The organism is Methanoculleus formosensis (assembly GCF_025384765.1).
GTDB classification, from domain to species: domain Archaea; phylum Halobacteriota; class Methanomicrobia; order Methanomicrobiales; family Methanoculleaceae; genus Methanoculleus; species Methanoculleus formosensis.
Genome location: NZ_VHLL01000007.1, coordinates 92,429 through 107,194 on the forward strand (window position 1 = coordinate 92,429; position 14,766 = coordinate 107,194).

At 63.9% G+C, this 14,766-nt stretch carries 12 protein-coding genes; 10 read left to right on the forward strand and 2 right to left on the reverse strand.

Translation table 11 applies throughout. The annotated features are described in order from the left end of the window. The first annotated feature begins 47 nt into the window (after nucleotides 1-47). The 10 genes from FKB36_RS11265 (at nucleotide 48) to FKB36_RS11310 (ending at nucleotide 11,775) form a co-directional block, all read left to right on the forward strand. Complete coding sequence (locus FKB36_RS11265) at nucleotides 48-1,004, forward strand: asparagine synthase C-terminal domain-containing protein (RefSeq protein WP_261598170.1); 957 nt, start codon at nucleotides 48-50, stop codon at nucleotides 1,002-1,004. Next, nucleotides 994-1,263, forward strand: coding sequence for an Asp-tRNA(Asn)/Glu-tRNA(Gln) amidotransferase subunit GatC (gatC, locus tag FKB36_RS11270; protein ID WP_261598171.1), 270 nt, complete (start codon nucleotides 994-996; stop codon nucleotides 1,261-1,263). The genes FKB36_RS11265 and gatC overlap by 11 nt, the downstream gene beginning before the upstream one ends. Beyond that, the gene (gene gatA / locus FKB36_RS11275; protein ID WP_261598172.1) at nucleotides 1,264-2,565 is read left to right on the forward strand and encodes an Asp-tRNA(Asn)/Glu-tRNA(Gln) amidotransferase subunit GatA; all 1,302 of its coding nucleotides are present in this window, start codon (nucleotides 1,264-1,266) and stop codon (nucleotides 2,563-2,565) included. Next, complete coding sequence (gene gatB / locus FKB36_RS11280) at nucleotides 2,562-3,977, forward strand: Asp-tRNA(Asn)/Glu-tRNA(Gln) amidotransferase subunit GatB (RefSeq protein ID WP_261598173.1); 1,416 nt, start codon at nucleotides 2,562-2,564, stop codon at nucleotides 3,975-3,977. Before gatA ends, gatB begins: the two co-directional genes overlap by 4 nt. A 6-nt stretch (nucleotides 3,978-3,983) precedes the next feature. Further along, a complete protein-coding gene (locus FKB36_RS11285) occupies nucleotides 3,984-6,779 on the forward strand; it encodes a DNA topoisomerase I (RefSeq protein WP_261598174.1) in 2,796 nt (931 codons plus the stop codon). Between the two features lie 4 nt (nucleotides 6,780-6,783). Then, nucleotides 6,784-7,476, forward strand: coding sequence for a phosphoglycerol geranylgeranyltransferase (locus FKB36_RS11290; protein ID WP_261598175.1), 693 nt, complete (start codon nucleotides 6,784-6,786; stop codon nucleotides 7,474-7,476). A gap of 3 nt (nucleotides 7,477-7,479) precedes the next feature. Then, on the forward strand, nucleotides 7,480-8,178 hold the full coding sequence (locus tag FKB36_RS11295; protein WP_261598176.1) for an RNA methyltransferase: 699 nt from the start codon (nucleotides 7,480-7,482) through the stop codon (nucleotides 8,176-8,178). A gap of 22 nt (nucleotides 8,179-8,200) precedes the next feature. Beyond that, the gene (gene dcd / locus FKB36_RS11300; protein ID WP_261598177.1) at nucleotides 8,201-8,764 is read left to right on the forward strand and encodes a dCTP deaminase; all 564 of its coding nucleotides are present in this window, start codon (nucleotides 8,201-8,203) and stop codon (nucleotides 8,762-8,764) included. Between the two features lie 111 nt (nucleotides 8,765-8,875). Then, nucleotides 8,876-10,714 carry a threonine--tRNA ligase gene (locus FKB36_RS11305; RefSeq protein ID WP_261598178.1) on the forward strand — a complete coding sequence of 613 codons (1,839 nt, stop codon included), beginning with the start codon at nucleotides 8,876-8,878 and terminating at the stop codon, nucleotides 10,712-10,714. A gap of 605 nt (nucleotides 10,715-11,319) precedes the next feature. Next, a complete protein-coding gene (locus tag FKB36_RS11310; protein WP_261598179.1) occupies nucleotides 11,320-11,775 on the forward strand; it encodes a ferritin-like domain-containing protein in 456 nt (151 codons plus the stop codon). Between the two features lie 66 nt (nucleotides 11,776-11,841). Here FKB36_RS11310 and FKB36_RS11315 read toward each other — a convergent pair whose 3' ends face one another. Both FKB36_RS11315 and eno read right to left on the reverse strand, forming a co-directional pair. Then, nucleotides 11,842-13,029, reverse strand: a complete 1,188-nt coding sequence (locus FKB36_RS11315) for a cation:proton antiporter (protein ID WP_261598180.1) — start codon at nucleotides 13,027-13,029, stop codon at nucleotides 11,842-11,844. Between the two features lie 137 nt (nucleotides 13,030-13,166). Further along, complete coding sequence (eno, locus tag FKB36_RS11320) at nucleotides 13,167-14,453, reverse strand: phosphopyruvate hydratase (RefSeq protein ID WP_261598181.1); 1,287 nt, start codon at nucleotides 14,451-14,453, stop codon at nucleotides 13,167-13,169. Nucleotides 14,454-14,766: the final 313 nt, after the last annotated feature.

Consider the following 14,766-nt stretch of genomic DNA (forward strand, 5'->3'; position numbering starts at 1 on the left):
CGATCATGAACCTGAAGGGCTGGATAGAGTGTGACGGGGTGCGGCTTATGCCGAATGCTGTTGAGCGGATGCTCAGCGAGGAGCCGGAGGCCCTCACCCGGTGCGGCGGCGAGTTCCTGCTCACCTGGGACAACTGCACCGCGCGCGATGCCTTCGGGATCATGCCCGGCCCGGTTCCGCCGGGAACCGTATGCTGCAACGGGCGGGAGGCGGCCCGGATAGCCCCCGACCCGGCACCTTGTGCGCTTGAAGAGGCAATCGTCACCGCGATCGGTCTTCGGAGCGACGAAGGGGTGGTGGCGTTCTCCGGCGGGGTGGATTCAGCCCTCATCGCCGCGTTCGCCGGCCTCCCCTGCGTGGCGGTGGGGCTCCACGGGTCGCACGATGCCGTGTGGGCAGAGAAAGCTGCAAGGATGATGGGACTCGACCTTGAGGTCGTCACCCCGACCGTGGACGAGGTCGCGGAGGTACTCGCCCGCGTCGTCCGGGTCATCCCCGACCCGGAAAACCCCGTCGAGGCCTCGATCGCGACGACCCTCTTCTTCGTCGCCGCATGGGCGGCGGAGCACGGCCATACCCGGATCCTCGCCGGACAGGGGGCGGACGAGCTCTTCGGCGGCTACGCCCGCTACCTCACCTCCAGCGACCTCGCGGCGGAACTCGAACAGGACTATGCGGATCACGGACGCCAGAGGGCGCGGGACCAGGCGGTTGCGGCGCGCCACGGCACGTACTTCTCGATGCCGTATCTCGATCTCCGGGTGGTGCGCGCCGCAAGGGCGATCCCGGCCGCCGAGCGGGTGCGCGGCGGGTTAAGGAAGCGCCCCCTGAGAGCCGTTGCACAGCGGCACATTCCCGCCGAGATCGCCCGGGCCGAGAAGAAAGCGATGCAGTACGGGAGCGGAATCTGGCGGACAATCCAACAGCTTGCACGTACAAACGGTTATAAAAAGTCGGTACAAGGGTACTTAACGGAGATCAGCAGGGCGGAACATGATTACTGAGAGCGATATTGAACATATAGCGGAACTTGCGGATATCGGGATATCAAGAGACGAGGTGCCGGAGTTCACCAGACAATTCAACGCGATCATCGAGTATTTCGAGGTTCTCGATACCGTCGAGGGCGAGAACGCCCCGGATACCCGGGTCGTGAACGTCTTCAGGGACGACGAGCCCGATCCCTGCCTCTCGCAGGAAGAGGCGCTCGCAAACGCAGGATCGACCGAGAACGGATTTATAAAAGCGCCGAGGGTGATGTGAGTGGCGGGAACCCTGGACTTCTCGCCGGACGACCGGTATAACGCCTTCATCACCACCTGCGCCGAAGCGCCGTTCGGTGACGGTCCGCTCGCCGGCACCGCCGTCGCGGTCAAGGACAACATATCGACAGCCGGGATACGGACCACCTGCGGGTCGAAGATCCTCGATGGCTACGTCCCGCCGTATGACGCCCATGTCGTGGACCTCCTCCGGAGAGCAGGTGCCGCGATCGTCGGCAAGACCAACATGGACGAGTTCGGGATGGGCTCCACTACCGAGACGAGCGCGTTCGGCCCCACCCGAAACCCGGTCGATCTAACACGGGTGCCCGGCGGGTCGTCCGGCGGGAGCGCCGCCGCCGTCGCCGCGGGCCTCGTCCCGATGGCGCTCGGCACCGATACCGGCGGTTCGATCCGGTGCCCCGCAGCGTTCTGCGGGATCGCAGGCCTCAAACCCACCTATGGCCGGGTCTCCCGCTACGGCCTCATCGCCTACGCCAACTCCCTCGAACAGGTCGGGCCGATGGCACGGACAGTCGAGGATGTATCGAGGCTCATGTCGGTGATCGCGCACTACGACCCCCGCGACTCGACGATGCTCGACCGCCCGTATAACCACCGGCCCTCGGCCGAGGTCAAAGGGCTCAGGATCGGGATACCCGAAGAGTACTTCGGCGAAGGCGTCGATCCCCGTGTGGGAGAGAGTGTCCGCGACGCCATCGGGGTCCTGGAAGGGCTCGGGGCCGAGACGGTCCCGGTGAGCATCCCCGGAATGCGGCACGCGCTCGCCGCATACTATGTCATCTGCACGAGCGAGGCCTCCTCGAACCTCGCGCGGTTCGACGGCGTCCGCTACGGCCCGGCGGTCGACACCAGGAAGTCCTGGCACGAGGCCTACCAGGACCTGCGGCGGGAGTTACTCGGCGCAGAAGTCCGGCGCCGGATCATGCTCGGGACCTTCGCCCTCTCGGCCGGTTACGCCGGCCAGTACTACGCGAAGGCGCAGGTAGCCCGCCGGAAGATCCGGGAGGACTTCGGGCGAGCCCTTCGGGAAGCGGACGTCATCGCCGGCCCGACGATGCCGACAGTCGCCTTCCGTCTCGGCGAGAAGACCGACCCGATCTCGATGTACCTCTCGGACATTCTCACGGCCCCCGCGAACCTCGCCGGCATCCCGGCGATATCCGTTCCGTGCGGCAGGGTGGACGGCCTTCCCGTGGGCCTCCAGATCATGGGAAGACAGTTCGAGGACGAGCGCGTCGTCGATGTCGCGTTTGCCTACGAGCAGGAGGTGAGGGCATGAAGACGATCGTCGGGCTCGAGATCCACGTCCAGCTCTCGACCGCGACAAAGCTCTTCTGCGGGTGCTCGACCGACTACCGTGACGACGAGCCGAACACCCACTGTTGTCCGGTCTGTCTCGGCCTCCCCGGCGCGCTCCCGCGCCTGAACAAAAGAGCGGTCGAGTACGGCCTCAAGGTGGCAAAAGCCCTCGACATGAGAGTCCCGGAAGAGTCGGAGTTCGCCCGGAAGAACTACTTCTACCCCGATCTCGCAAAGGCCTACCAGATCACCCAGAGCGACAGACCGCTCGCGGTAGAGGGGACGGTCGAGATCGAGGACGACGAGGGGCACGAGAAGATTGTCCGGATCACCCGGGCGCACCTCGAAGAAGACCCCGGAAGGCTCATCCACATCGCAGGCGGGTCGAAGTACTCGCTCGTCGACTACAACCGGTCCGGCATCCCGCTTCTAGAGATCGTCACCGAACCGGACATGCGCTCACCACAGGAGGCGCGCCGGTTCCTCAACAAACTCCGGACGATCCTCGAGTATCTCGGGGTCTTCGACGGCGAGCGGGAGGGCGGCCTCCGCGTGGATGCAAACATATCGATGGAAGGCTCCGAACGGGTTGAGGTCAAGAACATCTCCTCCTACAAGGGCGTCGAGAAAGCCCTCACTTTCGAGGTGACCCGGCAGAGGAACCTGCTCCGGCGCGGCCAGAAGGTGGCGCGAGAGACCCGGCACTTCGTGGAAGGGCGCGGGATCACCACCTCCGCCCGCAGCAAGGAAGAGGCGCAGGACTACCGCTACTTCCCCGACCCGGACCTCCCGCCGCTCCGGGTCGCGGGATGGGTCGAGGCGATCGACCTCCCCGAACTTCCTGTCGCCCGGAAGAACCGGTTCATGGCGCAGTATGGCATATCGCTCAACCACGCCCGGACGCTGACGGGAGACCCGAAGCTCGCCGACTTCTACGAGGCGGTCGCTCACGTCGAACCCGTCCTCGCCGCAACCTGGGTGGCCGACACGCTTCTCGGGGAACTCAACTACCGCGAGATGAGCATCGCCGCCGTCCCGGCCGAGCGCATCGCGGAACTCATCGCGCTCCTGCGGTCGGAGACGATCACCGATGCGGCCGGCGTCCAGGTTCTGCGGGAGATGCTCGATGCCTGCGCCGCCGGTAATCCCTGCGAGCCTCCCGCCGCGATCGTGGAGCGCGAAGGGCTCACCAGGGCCGCGGAAGGCGAGTTCACGCAGGTCGTCGAGAAGGTGGTCGCCGCGAACCCCCAGGCCGTGGAGGACTACCGGGCCGGGAAGAAAGGGGCCCTGAACTTCCTCGTGGGGCAGGTGATGAAGGAGACACGCGGGCGGGCCGACCCGCGGGAACTCGGCCGTATCGTATCCGAATACATCGACAGAGGCGGGGTGTAATCCGCAGTGCATCTGATCATCGCAGAGAAGAACATCTCGGCAAACCGGATCGCGCAGATCCTCGCCGGCAGCGAGAAGGTGAGAGCGACGAAGGACGGAAGCGTATCCACCTACTCCTTCGACACAAAGACGGTGGTCGGCCTCAAAGGGCACGTGGTGGAGGTGGATTTCGAGCCGGGCTACACGAACTGGCGAAGCGAGATCCATACACCGCGAAGCCTCATCGACGCGGGGATCATCAAGAAGCCGACCGAGAAGAAGATCGTCAACCTCATCCAGAAACTCTCGAAGAAGGCTGACCTCGTCACGATTGCCACAGATTACGATACGGAAGGAGAACTGATAGGGAAAGAGGCCTACGAACTCGTCCGTGCGGTGAACCCCGGCGTCAGGATCAACAGGGCCCGGTTCTCCGCGATAACCCCGGCGGAGATCCGCTCCGCCTTCGAGAACCTGACCGACCTCGACTTCGACCTCGCGGCCGCCGGCGAGGCCCGCCAGGCGGTCGACCTGATGTGGGGCGCGTCGCTGACCCGGTTCATCAGCCTCGCGGCACGGCGGGGCGGCACCAACATCCTCTCCGTCGGCCGGGTCCAGAGCCCGACGCTCGCCATGATCGTTGAGCGGGAGCGCGAGATCGAGAAGTTCGTCCCCCAGACCTACTGGATGCTCTCGCTCGACACCGAGAAGGACGGTGTAGCGATCGAGGCGCGGCACACCGCCGGGCGGTTCACTGACCACGAAGCGGCCCTCGCCGCCGAGGCGGGGACAAAGGAACCGCTCGTCGTCACGGACGTGAAAGAGGGGCAGAAAGTCGACCGGGCGCCGACGCCGTTCGACACCACGACGTTCATCGTCGCGGCGGCCCGCCTGGGCCTCTCTGCGGCGAACGCGATGCGGATCGCCGAAGACCTCTACATGAACGGGTACATCTCCTACCCGAGGACCGACAACACGGTCTACCCGAAATCGCTGAACCTGAACACGATCCTCAACACCCTCAAAGGAGGGGCCTTCGATAAGGACGTCGCCTGGGTGCAGCAGAACCGGCGGCCCGTCCCGACCCGGGGCAAGAAGGAGAGCACCGACCACCCGCCGATCCACCCGGCGGGGGCGGCGACCCGCGAAGCGCTCGGGCAGGACCGGTGGAAGGTCTATGAACTCGTCGTGCGGAGGTTCCTCGCGACCCTCTCCCCCGACGCGAACTGGACGACCACACGATGCACCTTCGATGCCTCCGGCGAGTCCTACAAGGCCACGGGCGGCAGGCTCCTCTACGCCGGGTGGCGCCGGGTCTACCCCTACTCGGAGGCGAAGGAGAACATCCTCCCGGAGCTCGCCCAGGGTGAGCGGCTGCCGATCAAGAAGGTGAGCCTCGAAGAGAAGGAGACGCAGCCGCCGGCGCGCTACTCACAGAGCAGGCTCATCCAGGTGATGGAGGAACTCGGCCTCGGAACGAAGAGCACCCGGCACGAGGTGATCGGCAAACTCGTCTCCCGCCGCTACGTGGAGGGTAACCCGCTCCGCCCGACCCTCGTCGGCCGGGCGGTCATCGACGCGCTCGACAACCACGCCGGGACGATCACCGAACCAGAGATGACCCAGACGCTTGAGGAGCACATGCAACTCATCAAGCAGAGCCAGCGCTCCCGCGACGACGTCGTCACCGAGTCACGCGAGATGTTGCATAAGGTCTTCGACAACCTCGAGGCGCACGAGTCGGAGATCGGTAGCGAGATCATGGAGCAGACCGCCGAGGAGCATACCGTCGGCCCCTGCCCCGCCTGCGGCCACGATCTCCGGATCCGGCACATCGGGGTCTCCCAGTTCATCGGGTGCACCGGCTACCCCGAGTGCCGGTTCAACATCAGCCTGCCCGGCAGCACCTGGGGCAAGGCGATCCGGGTCGAAGCGACGTGTGCAGAGCACAACCTCGCCCACGTCCGCCTGATCAGGAAGGGCTCACGCCCCTGGGACATCGGCTGCCCGCTCTGCAGTCATATCGCCTCGAACGTCGAGGCGCTCCGGATGATGCCCTCGATGACCGACGACCTCATGCGCCGCCTGCATGCGCATCACATCTACACGGTCTCCGAGATCGCGGGCATGCAGCCTGAAGATCTCGCGAAGACCGTCGGCGCCGGGACGAGCGAGGCCGCAGAGCTCACGAAAGAGGCGGAGGATGCTCTCGAGGTTCTCCGCCGTCGTTCGGAACTCAGGAAGTTCGTCCGAAAGATCGTCCCGCCGAGGAAGGGCCGGAGCCACGCGAAGATCATCAAGAACCTCCTCGAACAGGGGATCGGCGATATCCACGCGCTCTCGCTCGCCGACATTGCGGCGATCAAGAAGGCCGGGATCCCGGAGGCAACCGGAACCGAACTCCTGGACGCGGCCCGCGGGCTCTGCAACGAGCGCGCCCTCCGGGAGGCCGGGGTTCCCGCGGTCAGCATGAAGAAGTATCAGGCAGGCGGCGTCTCGAGTCCCGACGACCTCTGCTACCTCCCCATCCCCTACCTTGCAAGCAAAACCGGCATTAATCCGGAGACCATACATAAACATGTGGATCTGGTCTGCAGGCACCGCGGGCACCCCACCCCCCAGAAGATCTCCAAAGCGGCCTTTGACCGCGGACGAAACGAACTCCTGGAGATCCCCGGGCTTGGTGAAGCGACCGTGGACAGGCTCTACCTTGCAGGCATCTATGACGCCGCTACGCTCCGTGATGCCAATCCCGATGAGATCGCTACCATCACCGGCATCCCGAAGGCTAGGCTCCACGACTACATCGGCCACCTGAAGTGACACCATGCATGCGAACTGGAAGACCTGGGCACACGTAACGAAACTTGACCCGGATAAACGCCTCCCTGAGGGAGCCGCCGAGGAGATCGCGACGAGCGGAACCGACGCCCTGATGCTCTCGGGCACGCTGAACGTGACACAGGAGAATCTCCATGAACTCCTGGATCTGGTCTCCTCCTACGGACTGCCGCTGGTGGTGGAACCGGCGAGCCCTGACTGCGCCATCTTCGACGGGAAGATCGACCACCTCTTCGTGCCGAGCGTGATGAACGCAAACGACGTCCGCTGGATCGTCGGGAAGCACTATGCCTGGCTGCGCCAGGCGAGCAGCATCGACTGGGAGATGGTGGTGCCGGAGGCCTACATCGTCCTCAACCCGAACTCGGCCGTCGGCCGGGTGACGGGGGCGAACTGCGCACTCTCGGCCGGGGATGTGACCGCGTTCGTGGAAGTGGCGGATCGCTACTTCCGGTTCCCGATCGTCTACATCGAGTACAGCGGAACCTACGGAGACCCGGCAATCGTGAAGGCGGCGGCCGAGGCGATCGAGCACGCCACCCTCTACTACGGCGGCGGGATCCGCTCGGCCGAGCAGGCGGCGGAGATGGGCCGGTATGCCGATACGATCGTCGTGGGGAACGCAGTCTACGAGGAAGGGATCGACGTGCTCCGGGCGACGGTCCGGGCGGTACAATGAGGCATGCCTGAGATCTCGATCGTCCTGGTCGAACCCCTCTACGAGGGGAACGTCGGGTTTACCGCCCGGGTGATGAAGAACTTCGGGTTCACCCGGCTGGTTCTCGTCAACCCCTGCACGCTCGGCGACGACGCGACCATGCGCGCCTCCCACGCCCGCGACGTTCTCGACGGCGCCCGGCGGATGACGATCGAGGAGGTCTACCGGGAGTTCGACTTCGTGGTCGCGACGACCGGCGAGGTGAGCAAGTCGGTCTGCACCCCGATGCGGATGCCCTACTACGCGCCCGCGGAGGTCAGGGAGATCGTCGCCGATATCGACGGGAAGGTCGCGATCCTCTTCGGGCGGGAGAACTGGGGGCTCGCGAACACCGAACTCAAACGGGCAAACCTCATCTGCACCATCCCGACTTCAGAGATCTACCCTATCCTCAACCTCTCCCACGCGGTGGGCATCCTCTGCTACGAGCTTGCGAACCTGCCGCGCGGGACTTACCCGCTTGCGAACCCTGTCGAGATGGATTCGCTCTACCGGCACATCAGCGCCTTCCTCGACCGGGTCGACCATCCGGACTTCAAGCGGGAGAACACGATGACCCTGATTCGCCGCATACTCGGCCGGACGAAACTGACGATCCGCGAGGCGAGCACGCTTCACGGGCTGATGCGCCGGACGGAGTGGCACCTCGAAAACAAAGAATAGGTTGCGGGAGAGATTTATTAGAATGATTCTTGTCGACTGGCAGATAGAAGACCGGATCAGGCGCGGGCATATTCAGGTAGATCCTTTCGAGCCCTCCCTGATCCAGCCAAACTCACTGGATATCAGGCTCGGTTCCCACTTTGTCTGGTACGTCCCGGGAGAGACGGTGATCGACCCCTACGACAGAGAGACCGTCTGCGCTGAGACCGAAGAGACGGTGGCCGACTCGATCGTCCTTGAACCAGGCCAGTTCCTCCTCGCCGAGACCCTGGAGGCGATCGCGCTCCCCGACGACGTCGTGGCAAGCATCGAGGGGAAGAGCAGCATCGCGCGCCTCGGGGTCGAACTTCACCAGACGGGGGGTTGGATCGACGCGGGGTTCCGGGGAACGATAACGCTCGAGATGTGCAACGTGAACTCCCGGCCGGTCAAGGTCTACGCGGGGATGCCGATCGGGCAGCTGGTCTTCTACCGCACAGATCGCGCTGCGCGCCCCTACAACATGAAACAGGACGCGAAGTACATGGACCAGCGGCAGGCGACCCTCTCCCGCTACCACGAGAATGCGCGCCGCACGCAGGAGTGATGCCGGGAATCCGGCGAGATCGGCGGCCCGGGGCGCGTGCTCCCGCTCCCCCGAGCGTCATGCACTATATATCAGGAAAACAGATATTGAACGATTCAACTGGGGATACCAATGCGACTTCTTCTGATCCACTCTGATCATATCGAATACGAGGCCCGGAAGAAGACGAAGGTCGCCGAAGAGGACGTCGTCCCAAAAGACGCCCTCGATGAGGCGCTCGCCGTCTTCTCCGCGGTTGAGTCCGTCGACGAGGAGAACATCGAGGATGCCGTCAGGCAGGCGGCAACCGAGATCGTCACCACCGCCCGGCAGCTCGGCACTACCAATATCATGATCTACCCCTATGCCCACCTCTCCGCTGATCTTGCATCGCCGGATGCGGCGGTGAGTGTTCTCAAGGGCATCGAGGAGGCTCTCAACGCTGAGGGCGGCTTTGTTGTGAAACGGGCGCCGTTCGGCTGGTACAAGGCCTTCTCGCTCTCCTGCAAGGGCCACCCCCTCTCGGAACTCTCCCGGACGATTGTGCCGGGCGATGGAGGAGCGTCCGCACCAAAGCGGGAGATCGAGCACGAGTTCTTCGTCTTCACCCCCGATGGGGAGCGGAGAGACGCGGCGGAATACGCGAAGGAGGACACCCCCTTTGCCTCCCTGATCAAGAAAGAGCTCGGGTATCCGGGGCAGGAAGGGGTCGAGCCGGCGCACGTCGACCTGATGCGCGCGAAGGAACTCGTGGACTATGAACCACGCGCGGATGTCGGGAACCACCGCTGGATGCCCCGGGGGAAGCTGATCCGGGACCTCCTCTCCGACTACGTCCTCTCTCAGGTGCTCGAGTACGGCGGGATGCCGGTCGAGACCCCGGTGATGTACGACCTCGGCGACAAGGCGATTGCCGAGCACGCCGGCAAGTTCGGGGAACGGCAGTACCGGTTCAAGAGCGGCAACCGCGACATGATGCTCCGGTTCGCGGCGTGTTTCGGGATGTTCTCGATCATGCACGACATGCACATCTCCCCGAACAACCTCCCGCTGAAACTCTACGAGCTCTCGACCTACTCGTTCCGGCACGAGCAGAAGGGCGAGGTGATCGGGTTAAAGCGCCTGCGCGCATTCACGATGCCCGATATGCACACCCTCTGCCGGGACGTGGACGGCGCCCTCGCGGCGTTCGAGGAGCAGCTTGCGATAGGCTGGAAGAGCGGCGAGGACCTCGAAACCCCGCTCGTAGGGGTCTTCCGGTGTACCCGGGACTTCTTTGAGCAGTACGAACTCTGGGTGAAGGGGATCGTCGCGAAGTCGGGCGTCCCGATGCTGATAGAGCTCCTCTCAGAGCGGACCCACTACTGGATCGCGAAGGTCGACCTCGCGGCGATCGACGCACAGGGCAGGCCCATCGAGAACCCAACCGTCCAGATCGACGTCGAGAGCGCTGACCGGTTCGACATCAAATACTATGCTCCTGACGGGACGGAGGTCCACCCCCCGATCCTCCACTTCTCGCCGACGGGCTCGATCGAGCGGGTGATCTGCGCGATACTCGAGGGTACCGCAGCCCAGGATGTCCCCTCGTTCCCGACCTGGCTCGCCCCGACCCAGGTCAGGCTGGTCCCGGTGGCGGAGCGGCACGTCTGCTTCGCGGAGGAGATCGGCGCCCGCCTGAACGCGGCTGGCATCCGGACAGACATCGACGACCGGGACGAGAGCGTGAACAAGAAGGTCCGCGAGGCCGGGATAGACTGGGTGCCCTACGTCGCGGTGATCGGCGACCAGGAGGCCGAGACCGGCCGGCTCATGGTCACCATCCGGAGACTTTCGGAGAAGAAGAAGCCCTGCAAGGAGTCGATGACCGAGAGCGAACTCATCCAGGCGGTGAAGTTGGAGACCACCGAAAAGCCCTTCCGCCCGCTCTACACGCCGAGGCTCCTCTCGCGGAAGCCCCGGTTTATTTAATCTCTTTTTTTGCGAAATTTTGGGGCGCGACGACCCGATGGGTCGGAGTGGGAGCACTACAGGTGCGACTTGTGACGGCTCATTGAAATTGGAGCGCAGTCACCCACCAGGTGTGGTGACGATTCATTAAGACCGGAGCTTAGTCACCATCAGGTATGACTTGCGATGGACGTGCCGTCCGTCGTGCCTTTCAGACTGTCGCGCTCAGGACCAAAATGTAAGCAGCCGAGGATGGCAGCAGGCGAGCGACACCCGGCACGGATTTCATGGGAATATCGCCCCTGGGGGTGGGGCTGACGGGGAGGGGGGAGCATCCCCCCTCCCCTGTCTCTACCCCGTAAGGCTAACCTGTAACCCCCACCCCACCCGGCCTTCGGCCTCCTCCCCCTTCCTGCGGGGCGGGGGCAGTCCATGGAGATATCTCCTGGAAAACCGTGGATGGGCATATGCAATCCCTATCAATCGTTCCCACCTGAACCGAGTAGCCTCCTCTCCCCATCCTGCCCCACTATAGACACCTCCCGGCCGATCCAACACCACACCAAACCCCGCCCCCAACAAGGTATAAAAACCTCAAACGCTACTGTCCCACCGGTGCATGAGTCATGGACACCGACGAATATCGTTCTATCATATCGAACGCTATCGAGAGGGAGATCGAATCCTACACCTTCTACCGCACGGTCAGGGAGAAAGTCACGGATGAGAACTTAAAGAATCTCTTCAACGAGCTTGCCGGGGAGGAGAGCAAACACCGAAAGACCCCGGAGGCCCTTCTCTTAAAAGAGCCCGGGAAACTGGGGTTCGACACGAAACGGGACTACAAGGTCGCCGACACCCTCGATGTCCCGCCGCTCTCGGCCGACTTGAAACCGCTCGACGGCCTTGTCATCGCGATCCGGAAAGAACTCGACGCGATGCAGATGTACACCCAGCTCGCGGGCCTGAGCGTCGACCCCGACCAGATCGAGCTCTTCGAGAGCCTCGCCTCGATGGAGCGCGGCCACAAGGCGCGCCTCGAGGACATCTACACCAACATGGCGTTTCCTGAGGCCTGGTGAGAACCGGGCGTGTCGGGAGAAGAAACGACTGTTTTTAGAAGGATGAGAGGGGGATCTTCCCCCGCATCACTCCGGGGTGCAGTATGCGCCCTTGAAGAACCAGTTCCGGTAGACGATCGGGGTGATGAGAGTGGTCAAAAGGCTCATCAGGACGATGACAACGAAGATCTCCTGGCCGATGAGTCCCGACTCGAGCCCGATCAGAGCGACGATCATCGCCACCTCGCCGCGCGGCGCCATCCCGAACCCGATGATGAGGGAGTCCTCCCGGCACATCCCCATCGCCCGTGCGGGGAGAGCGCACCCGATGACCTTGGTGACGATGGCGACCAGGGTCAGCACCAGGAGGAAGAGGACCATGTCGGATGTGAGTGCACGGATATCCGCGAGGATTCCAAGCGATACGAAGAAGATCGAGGCGAAGACGATCTGGAAGTACTCGGCACCCTCGTAGACGCCCTTGCTCTGCCGGAGTTCGACGCCGGCGAAGGCGACCCCGGCGAGGAACGCACCGATGATACCGGATAAGCCCACCAGGTCGGCGAGCATCGCGTACAGGAACGCCACCATCATGGCGAAGATGAAGACGAACTCGGGATACTTCCGCGCCAGAGGTGTCGCGTCCATCCGCTCGATGACCTTCCGGATGCCGAAGTACCCGACGGCACCGGCGACGACGATGAACCCAAAGGACTTGGCCAGAATCAGAGCAACCGATGTCACCGAGATATCTCCGCTCACGACGAGATCGGTGCTGACGGCAAGCACAAGAAGGGAGAGGACGTCGTCGATGACCGCGGCGCCGATGATCGCCTTCGCGGCCCCGGTCTGGAGCACGCCGATCTCTTTGAGAACGTTTGCGGTTATGGCGATACTCGTCGCCGTCAGTGCGGTGCCGACAAAGACTGCGCTCGCGAAGTCGAACCCGAAGAGGACGGCGGTTGCGTAGCCGCCTATCCAGGGGATGACCACGCCGACAAGGCCGATGACACCGTAGCGCGGGTCGAGGATATCCCTGATGTTGAACTCGAAACCGATGACGAAGAGGAGGATGATTGCCCCAAGATGCGCCAGGGTCGCGACGAAGTCCGTGTAGGTGATCAGACCGAGGACGCTCGGTCCGACGAGAACCCCCACAAGAATCGCCCCGATCGTCGCCGACTGGTTGATTCGGGATGCCACGAGGTAGCCGGCGAGAGCGAGGAAGAGGAGGAGGCTCATCTGGATCTCGATTGCTAGGGCAGCGCTTTCCATAGTTACCTGCCTATGATCTGGGAGGGAGGCCTTAAGAAATATATAGAACACCGGAGAGTTGCAGCTCGATCCAGAACCGCTTCTCCGCCACACCGGAGATTCCACTGACGATACTGGCCCCGGACACCGCCCCGGCACTACCGGACGAACCCGCTCCTCCCGGCATACCGGGCCGTATCCCCGGCCGCCTCCTCGATCCGGATGAGCTGGTTGTACTTCTCCACCCGCTCGCCCCGTGCCGGGGCCCCGGTCTTGAGGTGGCCGGTCTGCATCGCGACGGTGAAGTCGGCGATGAACGTGTCGACGGTCTCGCCGCTCCGGTGGGAGACCATCGCACCCCAGTGCTGCTGCTGCGCGAGATGCACCGCGGCGATCGTCTCGGTCACCGTTCCGATCTGGTTGGGCTTGATCAGGACGGCGTTGGCGGCCCCCTTCCGGATACCCATATCGATCCGGTCGACTTTCGTGACGAAGAGGTCGTCGCCGACGAGTTCCACCCGATCCCCGAGTGCCTTTGTCAGCAGCCGCCAGCCGTCCCAGTCGTCCTCGGCAAGGCCGTCCTCGATGACGATGACCGGGTATGCCGCAGTGAGGTCGCGGTACCGGTCCACCATCTCGGCGGCGGTCAGGGTCAACCCTTCTGTCCGGAGGCTGTAGACGTCGTTCGAGTAGAACGCACTCGATGCCGGGTCGAGGGCGATCCCGATCTCCCGACCGGGCGCATACCCGGCCCGTTCGATCGCCTCCACGATCAGGTCGAGCGGCTCGGTGTTCGTGGAGACTGCGGGGGCAAACCCGCCTTCGTCGCCGCCGCCGGTCGTGTAGCCCCGCGCCTTGAGGATATCTTTGAGCGCATGGTAGGTCTCGCTCCCCCACCGGACCGCTTCCGCGACGCTCGGAGCGCCGTAGGGGGCGATCATGTACTCCTGGAAATCCGGCCCCTGCCAGCCGGCATGAACCCCGCCGTTGAGGATGTTCATCATCGGGACGGGCAGGAGCGGCTTCAACGGGTCTCCCAGGTACTCCCAGAGCCAGAGACCCTCCGCGGCGGCGGCTGCCCGGGCGACGGCCATGGAGACCGCAAGCGTGGCGTTTGCGCCGAGGTTTCGTTTGTTCGGCGTTCCGTCGAGATCGATGAGGGCTTCGTCCACCGCCGCCTGTTCGCGGGCGTCCATGCCCTGCAGGGTGACGGCGACCTCGCCGTTGACCCGGGCAACGGGGCGCTGCACCCCTTTGCCGCCGTATCGGTCCTTTACGCCGTCGCGGAGTTCGACGGCCTCGTGTTTTCCGGTCGATGCCCCGGACGGGGTCGCAGCACGCCCGGACGCCCCGCCGGCGAGTATTACATCCGCTTCGACGGTCGGGTTCCCCCTTGAGTCCAGTATCTCGCGGGCATGGATGGATCGTATCCTCGTATCGGTCATGCTCGATGCGGGAGGGGAGCGGGCGTGAAAAAGGTATCGACAGCGGCGGGGTCGCGCGGGCGGTGGCGGTAGTATGGGCCGTCTTCCTATCGCTCTCCAGAGATGAACTCAATTTCCAGATCTCGCGGGACACTAGACAGATTCAGCATCTACCAGTCAGTGTGGCAGCCATTATGCCGGAAGCAGGAAAGCAGTGCGACCAACCAATAGATCCTTTCGGGGTCTTGATGGGCTGCTGATCAGGTCGCCATCTGAAGAAGTTGTCCCATAACACCGTTACCGGGAGGGGGACACCCCCTCCCGGACCCTCCCC